This is a genomic window from Halopolyspora algeriensis, from assembly GCF_003337235.1.
In the GTDB taxonomy this organism is placed as follows: Bacteria; Actinomycetota; Actinomycetes; order Mycobacteriales; family Pseudonocardiaceae; genus Haloactinomyces; species Haloactinomyces algeriensis.
Window position 1 is genome coordinate 33,055 of record NZ_QPJC01000005.1, and the last position, 16,136, is coordinate 49,190.

Here is a 16,136-nt window from a genome sequence, read left to right on the forward strand (position 1 = left end):
TCGGCGCCTCCTTCTGCCCCGTTCGGGTCTCACCCGCCGGGGCAGCCGCGCGTACGGCTGCTTCACCCTCGGCTCAACCTTGCTTTTCCACCATGCCCTGAGGCTGGACCGAGATACTGTCCGCCGGACCGGCAGCGGGCTTGGCATCCACACCGGCTTCCTTGCGCTGTTCGGCCGTGATCGGCGCGGGTGCCCCGGTCAGCGGGTCGAAGCCCCCACCGCTCTTGGGGAACGCGATGACATCGCGCAACGAACCGGCTCCGGCAAGCAGCATGCAGATCCGGTCCCAACCGAAGGCGACACCACCGTGCGGCGGCGGCCCGTACTTGAAGGCCTCCAGCAGGAACCCGAACTTGTCCCGGGCCTGCTCGTCCGAGATCCCCAGCACGTTGAAGACCCGCTCCTGCGTCTCGGGCCGGTGGATACGAATCGAGCCGCCACCGATCTCGTTGCCGTTGCACACGAGGTCGTAAGCGTTGGCGAGCGCGTTTTCGGGATCCTGGTCGAAGTCCTCGGACCACTCGGGTTTCGGAGCGGTGAACGGGTGGTGCACCGCCGTCCAGCGCCCGGTTCCCACCGCCACATCGTCGGTCTCGTTCGCCGGTTCGAACATCGGAGCGTCCACGACCCACACGAAGGACCAGGCGTCGTGATCGATCAGGCCGCAGTACTCGGCGATCTCCAGCCGTACCGCACCCAGCAGCGCCTGCGAGGCCGAACGCCGGCCCGCGGCGAAGAACACGCAGTCTCCGGGAGCGGCCCCCACGGCCTTGGCAAGGCCTTCGCGCTCGCTGTCGGACAGGTTCTTGGCCACCGGGCCGGACAACGTGCCGTCCGTGCCCACGAGCACGTAGGCAAGACCCTTGGCTCCGCGCTGCTTGGCCCACTCCTGCCACGCATCGAGCTGCCGCCGCGGCTGATCGGCACCGCCGGGCATGACCACCGCGCCGACATACGGAGATTGGAACACCCGGAAGGGGGTGTCCCGGAAGTAGTCGGTGAGTTCGGTGAGCTCGACGCCGAAGCGCAGATCGGGCTTGTCCGTCCCGTACCGGGCGATCGCGTCGGCATAGCCGATCCGCGGGATCGGCCGGGGAATCTCGTGGTCGGCGAGTTCACGCCACAGGGAGGTGATGACCTGCTCGCTCACCTCGATGACGTCCTCCTGGTCGACGAAGCTCATCTCGAGATCGAGCTGGGTGAACTCCGGCTGCCGGTCGGCGCGGAAGTCCTCGTCCCGGTAGCAACGCGCGATCTGGAAATAGCGCTCCAGCCCACCGACCATCAGCAACTGCTTGAACAGTTGCGGTGACTGCGGCAACGCGTACCAGCTGCCCGGCTGCAGTCGTGCCGGAATCAGGAAGTCGCGTGCGCCCTCCGGAGTGGAGCGGGTCATCGTCGGGGTCTCCACCTCGACGAACTCGCGGTCCTGGAGCACCTTCCGTGCGATCCGGTTGACTTCGCTGCGCATCCGAATCGTTCGGGCGGGACCCGAACGCCGCAGGTCGAGGTAGCGGTACCGCAGCCGGACCTCTTCCCCGGTCTCCAGATGCTCGTCCAGCGGGAACGGCAACGGTGCCGATTCCGACAGCACCTCCAGGTCGGTGGCGGTGATCTCGATCTCGCCCGTACCGATCTCCGGGTTCTCGTTGCCCTCGGGCCTGCGCACGACCTCCCCGACGATGCGGACGCAGAACTCGGCGCGCAACCGGTGCGCGCGTTCGGCCATCTCCCCCTCACGGAAGACCACCTGCGCCACACCCGAGGCGTCCCGCAGATCGATGAAGATCACTCCCCCGTGATCACGGCGACGCGCCACCCACCCACTCAGAGTGACGGACTGCCCGGCGTGACCGGCCCGGAGTGATCCGGCCTCGTGCGTGCGCATCACGGGTATTGATCTCCTCTTCGATGGAAGTGTCGGGGAAGGGACCTGCCAGTGCGCCTTCCGGTATGGAGCCCATCCAGGTTAGCCAATGTCGCAGGCACACCCTTCACCAGGTTTCCTTCCCGCCGGACGGTGGCCGCACACCCCCGCTCGAACGCACACGGGCGACTCCTCGAGCCACGAACCACGATTTCGCGGTTGCCGGCAATCCGATGCGGGCTCCGGCTCCTTTCCTCCCCGAAAGCGAGGCGAACGGGTCGGGGCGGCAGCGAATTGCGCGCCGGAACCCGCGGAGCGCAGAGCCCGGCACGGACCCGACCGAGCGGCGAGCACCGTGTCCGGAAATCGCCAGAATTCCACCGCAGTCGTTGCACATCCGAGATTGATTCATTTAATGTCCGTGACGAAACAGGCGGACACGAGGAGCAACAATGGCCGGTCCGGAATCAGGGGTACCGACGACTGCGCCATCGAGCGCGGGTCCCGCACGGGTACAGCACAATCCTCCCGAACTCGCGAGACTCCTGCGCACCGGGCCGTTCGACGAGGCGCTCCGCGCCGCCATCAGAGCCAGCCGGCTCAGCCTCGAACGCATCCAGCATCGCCTGAACGCCCGTGGCACTCCGGTCAGCATCACCGCATTGAGCTACTGGCAATCCGGCCGCAGGCGGCCCGAACGGCCGGACTCCCTGCGGGCACTGCAAGAACTGGAGAAGGTGCTCAACGTCGCCGAGGGTTCGCTTTCCGCCCTGCTCGGCCCTCCACGCCCACGCGGACGCATCCGCGCAGCCGGCGATGCTCCGCCGCTGAGCAGCCTGTGGTCGGACAGCACTTCCGCGGTGGAGCTGCTGGCGCAGGTGGACACCAGTCACGACAGCAACCTCACCCGACTCAGCCAGCACGATGTGGTGCACGTCGACGGTGACGGCGCCCAGGTGAAGGCTCGCATGCGCCAGCTCGTGCAGGCCGAGCGCAACGGGGTCGACCGCTGGGTGACGGTCTTCGACAGCGAGGGAACCGACGTGGCACCACCGACCGTCCGTGCGCTGCGCTCGTGCCGGCTCGGCCGGGTCCGCACCGACCACACCCAGGGCGTCGTGGTCGCGGAACTGCTGTTCGATCGCACGCTCGAACGCGGTGAGACGGTACTCATGGAGTACGAAGTGGTGCCCGCACCCGAGACCAGGCATCTCAGGAACCGGGACCACACCTACTCCCGGCGGTTCCGCCTCCCCATCCGGGAATACGTGCTGGAACTGCAGTTCGACCCCGACCGGCCACCGTTGAACTGCGAGAGCTATGTGGCACACCCGGACGGTCAGGAAACCGAGCCCCCCAAGCCGCTCACGATCGACCGGTACGGCCGCACGCACGCCGTGGCACTCGACCTCGGCCTGGCCTCCTTCTGTGCCCGGTGGGAACCCGCCCCGGGCGGAGTGCCCGGCCGCTGGGCCGATGCCGCCGCGGCTGCGCCGCAGTTGACCGGGCCGGGAGTACGCCCCCACTGACCCCTTCGACGATGCGGCAGTGCTCGGTGAACCGAGCCGAAAGCACACTGCCACAGCAGTGCCGATTGCCGAGTTCTCCCGAACGGGCCACAATGCTCGTGTCGCAATGCGGCAATCAGCTTGATCCGGTCGAGCCTGTACCCCGACTCAGGAGTCACGAGATGGCCATGAAAGCCGCACGGTTTCAGCGGCTCGCCACCGACTTCCAATGGGTTCATCAGGGCATCGGGATTTTCGGCAGTCTCACGTTCTTCATCGGCAGTATCTTCTTCCTGTGGAAGGATCCTCTTCAACTCGTCGGCGTGTGGCTGTTCATCATCGGCTCACTGGGGATGCTGATCGGCAATGTCGGGGCCTTCATCGTCAAGTACGGACGTCACCAACTCGACCTCTGACCTCCGTGGACTTCTTCTTCGACCATGGACCGCGGACCTGCTCCTCCGCACGAACCGGTCCGAAGGCGGTGCTACTCCTCGGACTCGGCATCCCGGTCGCCGAACACCCGCTGCTGAACACCTTCGGCGATCGCCAGCTCCGCGGACTCCACCAGTACGTACACCGCCGCGGCGAGCAACGGGGCCACCGGCCACACGAGCGGCTCGACAAGCCAGCTGCCCGCGGCGTAGGCGACTGCGAGCGAGGTAGCCACCGAGACGAGATTGGCCGCCGTACCCAGCAGCATGACCTCCGCGGGATGGGTGCTCGGCCTGCGACGGAAGCCGTTCGAGGCCACGGCCTCGATCAGCGAGACGGCAACCACGGCACCCAATGCGAACAGCGTCACCTCGAACGCCGAGGGACTGCCGTGAAACGTCCCCAACATCCCGTAGGTCGTGGTGATCATCACGGAAAAGCCGAACGCGGAACTATTGTTGACAATCGAGGTCATCAGGCCGCGGCGATATCGGTCCCCGGTTTCCTGGTCGGTCCTGGACAACGAACACTCCTTCACCAGCGCCCGTAACGGAATCGGTAGCTGTCAGTATCGGCCACGAAAGCCCGGTGCGAGGACCGCTTCCGTGGTTCAAAACAGAGTCAACTGCTCGGATGACCGCGCACACTCGTTCCGAGTACCGGTCCCGGTATCGGATCGTTGCTCTTCCGGAGAACCTTCCCGGAAATTCGCCGCAGCCGCCGTTCCCAAGCCATGCCGTTGCTCTGCCGAGCGGACCATTTCGGCGACACGTCGCTGATACGCCTTCGGCGCGTAGGCGCCGTGGCGGTAGAGCCGCTCGTACAGCGGCAGCAGCTCGGGATGCTCCCGCTGCAGCCAGGCGTGATACCACTCCCGCGCACCCGGGCGCAGATGCAGCACCAGCGGTGTCACGGACTCGGCACCGGCTCGGGCGATGGCTGCGACGGTGTGCTCGATCCGCTCGGCCGAGTCGCTCAAGCCCGGCAGTATCGGCGCCATCAGCACCGTGCAGCCGATGCCGACCTCGGCGAAGCGGCGCACCACGTCGAGGCGCCGCAACGGCGACGGCGCGCCCGGCTCCACCGTCCGCCACAGGGCTTCGTCGATCGAGCCCACCGACACCGCCACCGAGACACGGGTCCGCTCGGCCGCTTCTCGCAACAGGTCCAGATCACGCAGGATCAGCGTACCCTTGGTCAGGATGGAGAACGGGTTGGCCGCATCCCGCAGTGCCGCGAGAATCTCGCGCATCAGCCGGTAGTGCCCTTCCGCACGCTGGTAGGGATCCGTGTTGGTGCCCATCGCGATGGACTCCCCCGTCCAGCGCGGGGCGGCGAGTTCCCGCCGCAGCAAGCTGCCCGCATTGACCTTCACCACGACCTTGCTGTCGAAGTCGTGCCCGCTGTCGAGATCCAGGTACGTGTGCGTGTTCCTGGCGAAGCAGTACCGGCACGCGTGCCCGCAGCCCCGGTACGGGTTCAGCGTCCATTCGAAAGGTACTCCGGAGGACCCCGGAACACGGTTGATGATCGACTTCGCGGTGATCTCGATGGCGTAGGTCTCCGCGGTGCCCGCCTCGATCGGCACGGGATCCGGCAGCCGCAGGCCCGCCCGGCCGGTGCCCCGTTCCGAGTCCCGCTCCTCGGGGAGGTCCAGAGGCAACTCCGGTACCCCACCGGCATGCACGCCGGTGACCCGTTGACCTTCCCAGCGCATGCACTCATTCGAACACGGATTCGAGAGGCTGTCCAGGTGGCTTCTCGGCGTGTCGGGACCACCGTGCCGGGGCGCGCAGCCCACCCACGACCGGCCGTGGATCAGTCCAGGGTGGTCACGAACTTGGCCACATCCTCGGACCTGAGCCTCTGAGCCATCCTGCCCTGCGGAGCCAGCGAGGCGAGCCGATACAGCGGCCTCCCGGCAGCCGCCTCACCCCGCGCCTCCGCCTTCAACTGCGCCACCAGCAGGTCCGACAGCACCAGCGCACGAGTATCGCCGGTGCTCGCCAGCGTGTCGGCCAGCCGTCGCAACGAGTGGACTCCCAGCTCCTTGCCCCCGGTTCCGGCGTACATGGCCACGGCGATGTTGAGTGTCTTGCCCTTCGGCGGACCACTGACCAGCAGGCTTATCGTGCGCATCCCGCGCAGGTCGGTGACCAGCACGTCCAGCTTCTCCGCGGCACGCAGGTCGACCACTCGGGTGCCGAAGGCACGAGCTGCGACCTCGGTGCCCTGCAACCAGTAGGTCTTGCGGGACTCACCGTAGGCCAACAGCAGCAACGGCAGGGCGAGCACGCCGGTGGTGACGAAGAAACCGAGCGGTCCGAGGAGCACGCCGACGATCCCGCCGCAGGCGGCACCGACGATCACGGCGGCGATGCCGACGTTGCGAGCACGCTTGCGCAGCGCACTGCGCTCCAGCAGGTCGAGCGGGACGGAACTCTCGTCGCTCATCGCCCGAGTTCCGCCCGCGCCTCGTCCACGACCGAGTCCAGGCCCACCGTGCGCTGCTGCCCGCCGGCCAGCTCCTTGAGCTGCGCCGTACCGGAAGCCAGGTCCCGATCGCCGAGCACGAGCGCCACCCGCGCCCCGGAGCGGTCGGCGGCTTTCATCGCTCCCTTGAGCCCCTTGCCGCCGTAGGCCACCTCGACACGCACGCCCGAGCGCCGCAGCTGCCCGGCAGTCTCGACCAACCGCCGCTTGGCGGTCTCTCCGAGCGGGACGCAGTAGACATCGCAGCGAGCCGGATCCCCGGGCGTCACTCCCTCGACCTGGCAGGCCAGCAGGGTGCGGTCCAGACCGAGGCCGAATCCCACGCCGGACAGTTCGGCGCCTCCCAGCTCGGCCATGAGCCCGTCGTAGCGACCACCCCCGCCGATGCCGGACTGCGCGCCGAGCCCGTCGTGGACGAACTCGAAGGTGGTCTTGGTGTAGTAGTCGAGGCCGCGCACCAGCCACGGATTCTCGGTGAACGGCACTCCCAGGTCGTTCAGGTGCGCCTTGACCTGCTCGTAGTGGTCCTTGGCCGCCGCCGAGAGGTGATCGGCCATGAGCGGCGCGTCGGCCACCATCTCCCGGACCTCGGGACGCTTGTCGTCCAGCACTCGCAGCGGATTGAGTTCCGCACGCTGGCGCGTTTCCTCGTCCAGCGGCAGACCACGCAGGAACTCCTGCAGCCTGCTCCGGTACTCGGGACGGCAGCTGCTGTCTCCGAGCGAGGTGAGTTCGATGCGGTGCCCGGTGATGCCGAGCCTGCGGTAGCCCTCGTCGGCGATCGCGATCACCTCGGCGTCGAGGGCGGGGTCGTCGACACCGATCGCCTCGACACCGAGCTGCTGCAGTTGCCGGTACCGGCCGGCCTGGGGCCGCTCGTACCGGAAGAACGCACCGCTGTAGTAGAGCTTGAGCGGGAGCTGCCCGCGGTCGAGGCCGTGTTCGATCACCGAGCGGATCACACCTGCCGTACCCTCCGGGCGCAGCGTGATCGAACGCCCGCCCTGGTCGGCGAAGGTGTACATCTCCTTGCTGACGACATCGGTCGACTCGCCGACGCCCCGGGCGAACAGTGCGGTGTCTTCGAACAGGGGCAGCTCGATGTAGCCGTAGCCGGCGCGGCGCACCGCCTCGGCGAGTGTCTCGCGCACCGCGACGAACCCGGCCGAATCCGGGGGGTAGTACTCGGGAATCCCCTTGGGGGCGTTGAAGGTACTCATCAGTGGTGTTTCACAGTCCTCGTCACAGGCCGTGGCCGGAGTCGCCCGGAACGGGACCCGTGCTCGCGGAGGCCTCGCCGAGGCCCTGCAGGAACGGGTTGCCCGCGCGCTCGCGACCGATGGTGGTGGTTGGTCCGTGGCCCGGCAGTACCACTGTCTCGTCCTCGAGCGTCAACACGCTGCTGCGCAGCGTTTCCAGCATGCGCTCGTGGTCACCACCGGGCAGGTCGGTGCGTCCGATGGCTCCGGCGAAGAGGGTGTCACCGGACAGCAGCAGCCGGCCGCCCTCGTCGCTCTCGGCGCCGAACAGCATCGACCCGCCGGTATGGCCGGGGGCGTGGACGGCCTCGAAGCGGATCCCGGCCAGGTCCAGCCGGTCTCCGTCGGCCAGTTCGCGAATGTCGGGCGGAGCGCTCACGGCCACTCCCTCGAAGAGCTGGCGGCCCTGCGGGCCGAGGGCGGCCCCGGGATCGGTGAGCATGTAGCTGTCATCGGGATGCACCCACGCCGGGATCCCGTGGTTGCGGCACAGGTCCGCCGCCGAGAAGACGTGGTCGAAATGCCCGTGGGTGAGCAGCACTCCCTCCGGAGTGAGCTGATGCTTGCGGAGCCGCTCCTCCACGGCTTCCACGGCGTCCTGGCCCGGGTCGACCACGACGCACCGCCCTCCCTCGGCCGGGGCGAGCACGTAGCAGTTCGCCTGCAGCTGTCCGACCGGGAACCCGACGACAAGCACGGGAGCGTTACCTTTCCTACCGGGAACACGAGCGTGATCCGGCCGCGTGGCCGGATCACTTCAGCACGTCCAGCTTAGCCGTGCGGTCACTCGATTTCGGCACACAGGGCCCGTTTAGACTCCCGGCGACGAATGTCAACCACGGTCGGCACGACCGCACATCCGGTCGGCGCGGACGCACCGCCGTGATCGCGGACTCCGAGGAGGGAGCCAGTGTCCAGCAACGAACAGCGTCGCCAGGCCGCCAAGAGCAAGCTCGAGCGACAGCTGGCACGCCGGGCGGAACGGGTGAAGCGGCGCAGAACCATCGCGGTGAGCACGACCATCGCCGTGGTGATCGCGGCCGTGGTGGGCGCCTTCTACGTCACCCGCGGCGGTGGGGACGGGCAGCAGGCCGCAGCGCAGCAGCAGAAGCAGGCCGACATCACCATTCCGAGCACGATGGCACCGTCACCATCCCGACCCACGCCGCTTGCCGATCCGGTTTCCTGTGAGTACCGGCCCGGTGGCGAACCGGCCAAACCGGTGCAGCCGCCCGCTGATGGCGAGGTGTCCTCCACCGGAACCGTGCAGGCCACCATCGAGACCAACCTCGGCAACATCCCGATCACTCTGGATCGGTCGCTGGCCCCGTGCACGGTGAACAGCTTCATCCACCTCGCCGAGCAGAGTTTCTACGACGACACCTCGTGCCATCGGCTCTCCACCGAGGGCTTGCAGATGCTGCAGTGCGGCGACCCCACCGGCAAAGGCACCGGAGGCCCCGGCTACGAATTCGATGATGAGACCTTCTCGCAGTTGAAGTACGGGCGCGGGTACCTCGCCATGGCCAATTCCGGTCCGGACACCAATGGCAGCCAGTTCTTCATGGTCTACGGCACGGCGAAACTGCCGCCCAAATACACCGTGTTCGGCACGATCTCCCAAGAAGGCCTGAAGGTCGTCGACGAGGTCGCCCGCGCCGGCCACGACGGCGCCTTCAAGCGGGCGGGCGGCGGCCACCCGAACAAGAAGATCACCTTCAAGCAGGTCACGGTCAGGACATGAGCCACGGTGGCCGCACGGGGATGCCTCCGTGCGGCCACTGCACGGCGGGAACTCAGGCCGCCGAGGTGACGCGGTAGACGTCGTAGACGCCCTCGATGTTGCGGACGGCCTTGAGCACGTGGCCGAGGTGCTTGGGTTCACCCATCTCGAACGAGAACCGGCTGACCGCCACCCGGTCGTTGGAGGTGGTCACCGATGCCGAGAGGATGTTGACCCGCTCGTCGGCCAGCACCTTGGTCACGTCCGACAGCAGCCGGTGCCGGTCCAGTGCCTCGACCTGGATGGCCACCAGGAACACCGAGGAGTTCGACGGCGCCCAGTGGACCTCCACCAACCGCTCCGGTGATGTGCGCAGGTCGTCGGCGTTGGTGCAGTCGGTGCGGTGCACGCTGACACCACCACCTCTGGTGACGAACCCGAGGATCTCGTCACCGGGTACCGGGGTACAGCACTTCGCCAGCTTCGACCAGACGTTGGCGGTGTCCCCGACGATCACCCCGGAATCCCCGGTGCTGCGCCTGCGCTCCACCGTGGAAGGCGTGGCCCGTTCGGCGATCTCGTCCTCGGCCTGCTCCACTCCGCCGATCGAGGCGACCAGCCGTTGCACCACGTGGTGGGACGAAACCTGGCGCTCCCCCACCGCCGCGTACAGCGCCGTCACGTCGGCGTAGTGCAGTTCCTTGGCCACCGCGCCGATGGAATCGGCCGAGATCAGGCGCTGGACCGGCAGCCCGAGCCTGCGGACCTCCTTGGCGATCGCCTGCTTGCCGGACTCGATCGATTCCTCGCGACGTTCCTTGGCGAACCACTGCTTGATCTTGGCCTTGGCCCGCGGGGAAGCGACGAACGACAGCCAGTCGCGGCTCGGTCCGGATCCTTCGGCCTTGGAGGTGAAGATCTCGACGACCTCGCCGTTTTCCAGCTTGCGCTCCAGCGCGACCAGCCGGCCGTTGACCCGGGCCCCGATACAGCGGTTCCCGACCTCGGTGTGCACGCTGTAGGCGAAGTCCACCGGGGTCGAACCGGACGGCAGCGTGATCACGTCCCCCTTGGGAGTGAACACGAAGATTTCCCGGGTGTTCAGGTCGTAGCGCAGCGATTCCAGGAACTCGCCGGGGTCGGCGGCTTCGCGCTGCCAGTCCAGCAACTGGCGCATCCAGGCCATTTCGTCGACCTCGACCCCGCCGCCTGCGCCGTTGCGACCCTTGGTCTCCTTGTAGCGCCAGTGCGCGGCAATACCGTACTCGGCGGTACGGTGCATCTCCTCGGTGCGAATCTGGACTTCGAGCGGCTTGCCCTCCGGCCCGATCACGGTGGTGTGCAGGGATTGGTACACCCCGAACCGGGGTTGGGCGATGTAGTCCTTGAACCGGCCGGGCATCGGCTGCCACAGCGCGTGCACGACCCCCATCGCCGCGTAGCAGTCCCGCACCTCGTCGACCAGGATGCGCACACCCACCAGGTCGTGAATGTCGTCGAAGTCGCGGCCACGGACGATCATCTTCTGGTGGATCGAGTAGTAGTGCTTGGGCCTGCCCTCCACCTTGGCCGACAGGTGCGCGGTATTGAGCTGACCGGACAGCTCGTCGACCACGGTGCGCAAGTACGTGTCCCGCGAGGGGGCACGGTTGGCCACGAGGCGGACGATCTCGTCGTACTTCTTGGGCTGCAGGATGGCGAAGGCCAGATCCTCCAGTTCCCACTTGATCGTGGCCATCCCCAGACGGTGTGCCAGGGGGGCGAGCACCTCCAGGGTCTCCTTCGCCTTGCGGGCCTGCTTCTCCGGCGGCAGGAACCGCATGGTGCGCATGTTGTGCAGCCGGTCGGCCAGCTTGATGACGAGCACCCGCGGGTCCCGGGCCATCGCGATGATCATCTTGCGGATGGTCTCGGCCTCCGCCGCGGCCCCCAGCTTGACCTTGTCCAGCTTCGTGACCCCGTCGACGAGGTGCGAGATCTCCTCGCCGAAGTCCCCTTCCAGACGCTGGAGCGAGTACTCGGTGTCCTCGACCGTGTCGTGCAGGAGCGCGGCCACCAGGGTGGTGGTGTCCATCCCGAGCTCACCGAGGATCGTGGCCACCGCCAGCGGGTGCGTGATGTAGGGGTCGCCGGACTTGCGCTGCTGATGGTGATGCTTGTCCTCGGCGACGTCGTAGGCCCGCTGCAGCAACCCGAGGTCGGCCTGCGGATGCATCTCCCGATGTACTGCGGCCAGGGGCTCGAGAACCTGCTTGACCTGCGCGGGACGTTGGGCCGTGATCCGGCGGGCCAGGCGCGCACGGACCCGCCGGGTCGCCGAGGCCGGGCGGGGCGTGGAAAACGCCTCGGTCGCCGAAGCAGGAGACTCGACTTCTTGGCTCACCACACGCTCCCGGGCACTGGGGAAACTGTCCGTCCGTCGGGTCCGGTGCCATCGTGGAGCTGCCGCCGAGGAGTCCTGACGCCAGGACCCGGACACCGAGCATAACGCCACGTGACCGCGAACCCTTCCCGGGAGGGTCACTCGCAGGCCCGGAAGCCGGTCATGCCCCGGCTTCAGGTGGTGAACAGGGTTCGCACGTTCCAGTCTGACACGGCCTGGCGACCATCCAGCGGGGACAGCTCCAGCACCAGCGAGGCCCCCACGGCCTCGGCGCCGGCCCGCTCCACCAGCTTCCGGGACGCGGCCAGCGTTCCTCCCGTGGCGAGCACGTCGTCGACGACCAGCGCCCGCTGCCCGGCGATCAGCGACTCGGCGGGCAGTTCCAGCGCCGCCGTCCCGTATTCCAGCGCATAGTCCACGCGGTCGGCCACGGCCGGGAGCTTGCCCGGTTTGCGCAGACCGACGAAGCCCGTTCCGTAGGCATGAGCCACGGCCGCGCCCAGCAGGAATCCCCGCGCCTCGATACCGACGACCACGTCGAAGGTGTGGCTCCGGCCGAGCGCGTCCACGACCACGCGGAAGGCATCCCGATCGGCCAGCACCGGACCGATATCGCGAAACAGCACCCCGGGCTCGGGGAAGTCCGGAACCTCACGCACCAACCCGGCAGCACGACCGAGCTCGGCGTCGAGGTCGGCACTCACGTGAAAGGAATCGTTCGTGGTCATCGGTACCTCAGCGCCGTTTCTTCCCGGTGGGGTGGCCGGACTTGCCCGAGGGACGACCGCCGCTGCCGCGCTCGGCCGGTCCCTTACCGGTGCGTGCCGAGGCGCTGATCGCGGCGGCCATCGTGCGCTCGCGTCGCGAGACGGCGTCGACGCTCTCGTCCAGCGGCTCCTCGGTGTCCGCTGCTGCTCGTTCCGCGTCGGAGGACGTCTCCGCACTCCTTCGCGCCCGTCGTTGGCGCACCTTCCCGGCCTGGGCCCGGTACTTCGGATTGCGCATCTTGAAGTCCACCAGCAACGGGGTCGCCAGCAGGATCGACGAGACGACACCGGCGAGCATGCCGATTCCCTGAACCAGGGCGAGGTCGCGCAGCACGCCGACACCCAGCACGCCCGCACCGATGATCAGCAGCCCCAGCACCGGCAGCAGTGCGATCACCGTGGTGTTGATCGAGCGCATCAGGGTCTGGTTGAGCGCCAGGTTGGCCGCCTCGGGATAGGTCCTGCGTGTCAGCCCGAGGATGCCGCGGGTGTTCTCCTTGACCTTGTCGAACACGACCACCGTGTCGTAGAGCGAGAACCCGAGGATGGTCAGCAGGCCGATCACCGTGCTCGGGCTGACCTCGAAACCGATGAGCGAGTAAATCCCGGCCGTGACCACCACGTCGTGCAGCAACGCGATCAGGGCGGCCACGGCCATCCAGCGCTCGAAGTAGAACGCGAGGAACACCGCGACCAGAGCCAGGAAGACTCCGAGGGCGATCAGGGCCTGCTGAGTGATCTCTCCGCCCCAGGTCCCGCTGACGGCGCTGTCACTGATCGCGTCCACCGTCGGCTGACCGTTGGTGCCCAGCGGCTGCAGATCCTCGACCAAACCCTGCTTGAGTGTGGTGAGCTCGTCGACGCTGAGCTTGTCGGTGCGGATCTGGATCGTCCGGCTGTCGCCACTGCCCACCAGCTGCACGGAGTCCGCCGGGTGGCCCAGGGCGTCCCGGAACGCCTCTTCGGCTTCGTCGGCGGTGATCTGACCCTGCGCCCCCGCAGCGGGCATCGAGACCTTGGTACCGCCGGTGAACTCGATGCCGAGGTTGAAGCCCTTGAACCCGATCGAGGCAACACAGACGAGCACGAGCAGGCCCAGGGCGATGTACCAGCGCTTGCGCTTGCCGACGATGTCGAAAGCCCCGGTGCCGGTGTAGAGGCGATGCAGCACGGTGCTGCGCGCTGCCGTGCTCTCCGTGGCACTCGAGGACGTGCCGTTGCTGCTGTGGCTGTCGGGAGTGCTCACGCCTCACGCCTCCTTCGGAGTGGCCGAGGAATCCTTCCGGGAAACCCGCTTACGAGCGGCACGCGCCTGCTCGCCCATGCGCTGCACCGCACCCAGCCCGGACAACGCGGGATTGGCCAGGAGCCTGCTCCTCGAGGCCAGCGCCACCAGCGGGTGTGTGACGAGGAAGACCACGATCAGATCCAGCACCGTGGACATCCCGAGCGTGAACGCGAAGCCCTTCACCTGGCCGACCGCGAGGATGTACAGCACGGCAGCGGCCAGAAAGCTCACCGCATCCGCGGACAGGATCGTCCGGCGCGCTCGCGCCCAGGAGCGCGGAACCGCCGATCGGAAAGTCCGGCCCTCCCGGATCTCGTCCTTGAGCCGTTCGAAGAAGACGATGAACGAGTCCGCGGTGATCCCGATCGCGATGATGAAGCCGGCCATGCCGGGCAGGTCCAGCGTGAAGCCGATCCAACGGCCGAACAGCACCAGCACGCCGTAGACCACCGCGCCGGACAGCACCAGGGACAGGATCGTCAGCAGACCGAGAACGCGGTAGTAGATCAGGCAGTAGACGGCCACCAGCAGCAGGCCGAGGCCGCCTGCCAGCAGGGCCGCCTCCATGGAGGCGATGCCGAGCGTGGGCGAGACCGTTTCGGCCGTGGACTGGTCGAAAGCCAGGGGCAGCGAGCCGTACTTGAGGGTGTTGGCCAGGTTGGTCGCGCTCTGCTGGGTGAAGTCGCCACTGATGGTGGCTTGGCCGCCCAGCAGGGCGTCTTGGATCTGTGGCGCGGAGACCACCTGGGTGTCCAGGACGAAAGCGGCCTGCTTGCCGACGTTGGCCGAGGTGAAGTCGGCCCACTTCTGCGCGCCCTGGCTCTTGAACTGCAGGTTGACCGTCCAGCCGGTGTACTGCTGGTTCGGCGGTACCGCATTGGCGGTCTGGACCTGCTCGCCCTCGAGGAACACCGGGCCGAGGACGTACTTCTTGGTACCGTCCTGGTTACAGGTCACCAGCGGTTTTTCCGGGTCGGCATTGCCGCGCAGCGGGTCCGGAGCACTGCAGTCCAGTGCCTGGAGGGCCTGCATCTGCACCTGGGGCTTCGTGCTCTGCCGCAGCTTCTTCGCCTGCTCGATGGCCGCGGCTTGCGAGTCGGGATCAGGTTCCCCGGATGGTGGCTGCTGCGCAGGAGCGCCGTCTGCACCCGAGGACTGCGGCGCCGTGTTCGAGGGGCCCGCCCCGGGCGCCGGTGCCTGTCCCTGTCCCGGTGGTGCCTGTCCCTGCCCCGGTGGTGCGGAGCCGGCCGGGACGACCTGCACAACCTTGCGGAAGTTCAGCTCGGCGGTCTGCCCCAGTCGCTTGGCCTGCTCACCGTTCTGGCCGGGCACCGTGATGATCAGGTTCTGCCCGTCGATGGTGACCTCGGAGCCGCTGACGCCGAGGCCGTTGACGCGCTGCTCGATGATCTGGCGAGCCTGCTGCAGCGACTGCTGGCTGGGAGGCTGTCCGCTGGGCGTCCGGGCGGTCAGGGTGACCCGAGTCCCCCCTTGCAGATCGATACCCAATTCCGGGGTCGGTTTCCGGTCCCCGGTGAAAAAGACGAGGGCGTAGATACCCAGCAGAATCAGCGCAAAAGCCGCGAGATAACGCCCTGGGCGGATCTGCCCGGCCGGAGGTGCCACGGTGCGTCCGTCTCCTCATCGAAGTCTGTGTCGAAGCTCGGCAACCGACCGGAGACCCGGCCGGCGCACAAGCGGGTGTTCTGGCTCGACCGCCACAGCGGGCGCAGCGGCCCCAGCATGCTGCACCACCCAGTCTGACAGGGCGCAGGCGGGGCCCACTGCGCCGGGAGGAACGATGGCGACTTCTCGCCGACAATCCTCACCGCCGCTACGGCGCCGAAAGAAGCGGCATGCGAAGCCACCGGGACATGCCTGCCTCGCACGGCATGCCCGGTGCCTGCATGGCCGACATTGATCACGCGGCGAGCGAACGTGCCCGCAGCCCGGTGACGACCGCAACGCTGTGGTCACTCGCCGCCCGCATGCGGAAGCCTCAGTTGGCCTTCTGCTTCTCGACCGATTCCGTGTCCTGCCGTTCCGCCTGCTCAGCCGAGGCGTCGCCGTTCACGGCCTCGTCGGCCGCCGGGTCGTGGTCCTCGTCGGCGGAGGCGTCCTCGGCATCGCCTGCCGTGTTCGCCTTCTCGCGAATGGCCTGGCGCAGCCAAGTCGTGGTCACACCCGGTGCGATCTCCAGTTCGATGGAATCGTCCGAGGTTTCCACGATGGTGCCGAACAGGCCGGAGGTGGTCATGACGCGATCACCCTCGACCAGCGAGTTCTGCAGCTTCTGCTGCTCCTGCATCGACCGCTTCTGCTTGCGGATCTGGAAGAACAGCATCAGGGCGATGCCGATGAGAAGAATGGGAAAAATCAGCTGTTCCATCGTGCTCCGTCCGGCGGACGCCGT

Annotated in this window: 14 protein-coding genes; 3 read left to right on the forward strand and 11 right to left on the reverse strand. The window is 67.7% G+C overall.

Annotated elements, in window-relative coordinates; translation table 11 throughout:
- Positions 1-73: 73 nt before the first annotated feature.
- Positions 74-1,891, reverse strand: a complete 1,818-nt coding sequence (aspS, locus tag DFQ14_RS09800; RefSeq protein WP_114452910.1) for an aspartate--tRNA ligase — start codon at positions 1,889-1,891, stop codon at positions 74-76.
- Positions 1,892-2,319: 428 nt separating this feature from the next.
- Between aspS and DFQ14_RS09805 the strand changes: the two genes are divergently transcribed.
- Together DFQ14_RS09805 and DFQ14_RS09810 are read left to right on the forward strand one after the other, a co-directional pair.
- Positions 2,320-3,396, forward strand: a complete 1,077-nt coding sequence (locus DFQ14_RS09805; RefSeq protein WP_114452911.1) for a helix-turn-helix domain-containing protein — start codon at positions 2,320-2,322, stop codon at positions 3,394-3,396.
- Positions 3,397-3,557: 161 nt separating this feature from the next.
- A complete protein-coding gene (locus DFQ14_RS09810; protein ID WP_246195595.1) occupies positions 3,558-3,791 on the forward strand; it encodes a YrhK family protein in 234 nt (77 codons plus the stop codon).
- Between the two features lie 71 nt (positions 3,792-3,862).
- On the opposite strand, the gene DFQ14_RS09815 is transcribed toward DFQ14_RS09810, so the two are convergent.
- The 5 genes from DFQ14_RS09815 to DFQ14_RS09835 form a co-directional block, all read right to left on the reverse strand.
- Complete coding sequence (locus tag DFQ14_RS09815; protein ID WP_114452912.1) at positions 3,863-4,333, reverse strand: hypothetical protein; 471 nt, start codon at positions 4,331-4,333, stop codon at positions 3,863-3,865.
- An 87-nt stretch (positions 4,334-4,420) separates the two neighbouring features.
- Positions 4,421-5,527, reverse strand: a complete 1,107-nt coding sequence (locus DFQ14_RS09820) for an Rv2578c family radical SAM protein (protein ID WP_114452913.1) — start codon at positions 5,525-5,527, stop codon at positions 4,421-4,423.
- A gap of 101 nt (positions 5,528-5,628) precedes the next feature.
- Positions 5,629-6,264: a hypothetical protein gene (locus DFQ14_RS09825; RefSeq protein WP_114452914.1), complete on the reverse strand. Its 636-nt coding sequence runs from the start codon at positions 6,262-6,264 to the stop codon at positions 5,629-5,631.
- The gene (gene hisS / locus DFQ14_RS09830) at positions 6,261-7,523 is read right to left on the reverse strand and encodes a histidine--tRNA ligase (protein ID WP_114452915.1); all 1,263 of its coding nucleotides are present in this window, start codon (positions 7,521-7,523) and stop codon (positions 6,261-6,263) included. Before hisS ends, DFQ14_RS09825 begins: the two co-directional genes overlap by 4 nt.
- 22 nt (positions 7,524-7,545) lie before the next feature.
- Positions 7,546-8,259 (reverse strand): MBL fold metallo-hydrolase, encoded by a 714-nt coding sequence (locus DFQ14_RS09835; RefSeq protein WP_114452916.1) that lies wholly within the window; start codon positions 8,257-8,259, stop codon positions 7,546-7,548.
- A 213-nt stretch (positions 8,260-8,472) separates the two neighbouring features.
- On the opposite strand from DFQ14_RS09835, the gene DFQ14_RS09840 reads away from it, so the two are divergent.
- On the forward strand, positions 8,473-9,306 hold the full coding sequence (locus DFQ14_RS09840; protein WP_114452917.1) for a peptidylprolyl isomerase: 834 nt from the start codon (positions 8,473-8,475) through the stop codon (positions 9,304-9,306).
- Between the two features lie 52 nt (positions 9,307-9,358).
- On the opposite strand, the gene DFQ14_RS09845 is transcribed toward DFQ14_RS09840, so the two are convergent.
- The 5 genes from DFQ14_RS09845 to yajC all read right to left on the reverse strand — a co-directional run bounded on the left by DFQ14_RS09845 (position 9,359) and on the right by yajC (position 16,112).
- Positions 9,359-11,668 (reverse strand): RelA/SpoT family protein, encoded by a 2,310-nt coding sequence (locus DFQ14_RS09845; RefSeq protein WP_114452918.1) that lies wholly within the window; start codon positions 11,666-11,668, stop codon positions 9,359-9,361.
- Positions 11,669-11,841: 173 nt separating this feature from the next.
- Positions 11,842-12,396 (reverse strand): adenine phosphoribosyltransferase, encoded by a 555-nt coding sequence (locus DFQ14_RS09850; protein ID WP_114452919.1) that lies wholly within the window; start codon positions 12,394-12,396, stop codon positions 11,842-11,844.
- Between the two features lie 7 nt (positions 12,397-12,403).
- The gene (gene secF / locus DFQ14_RS09855; protein ID WP_114452920.1) at positions 12,404-13,681 is read right to left on the reverse strand and encodes a protein translocase subunit SecF; all 1,278 of its coding nucleotides are present in this window, start codon (positions 13,679-13,681) and stop codon (positions 12,404-12,406) included.
- Positions 13,682-13,684: 3 nt separating this feature from the next.
- Positions 13,685-15,349: a protein translocase subunit SecD gene (gene secD, locus DFQ14_RS09860; RefSeq protein ID WP_114452921.1), complete on the reverse strand. Its 1,665-nt coding sequence runs from the start codon at positions 15,347-15,349 to the stop codon at positions 13,685-13,687.
- Positions 15,350-15,722: 373 nt separating this feature from the next.
- A complete protein-coding gene (gene yajC, locus DFQ14_RS09865; protein WP_114452922.1) occupies positions 15,723-16,112 on the reverse strand; it encodes a preprotein translocase subunit YajC in 390 nt (129 codons plus the stop codon).
- Positions 16,113-16,136 lie beyond the last annotated feature (24 nt).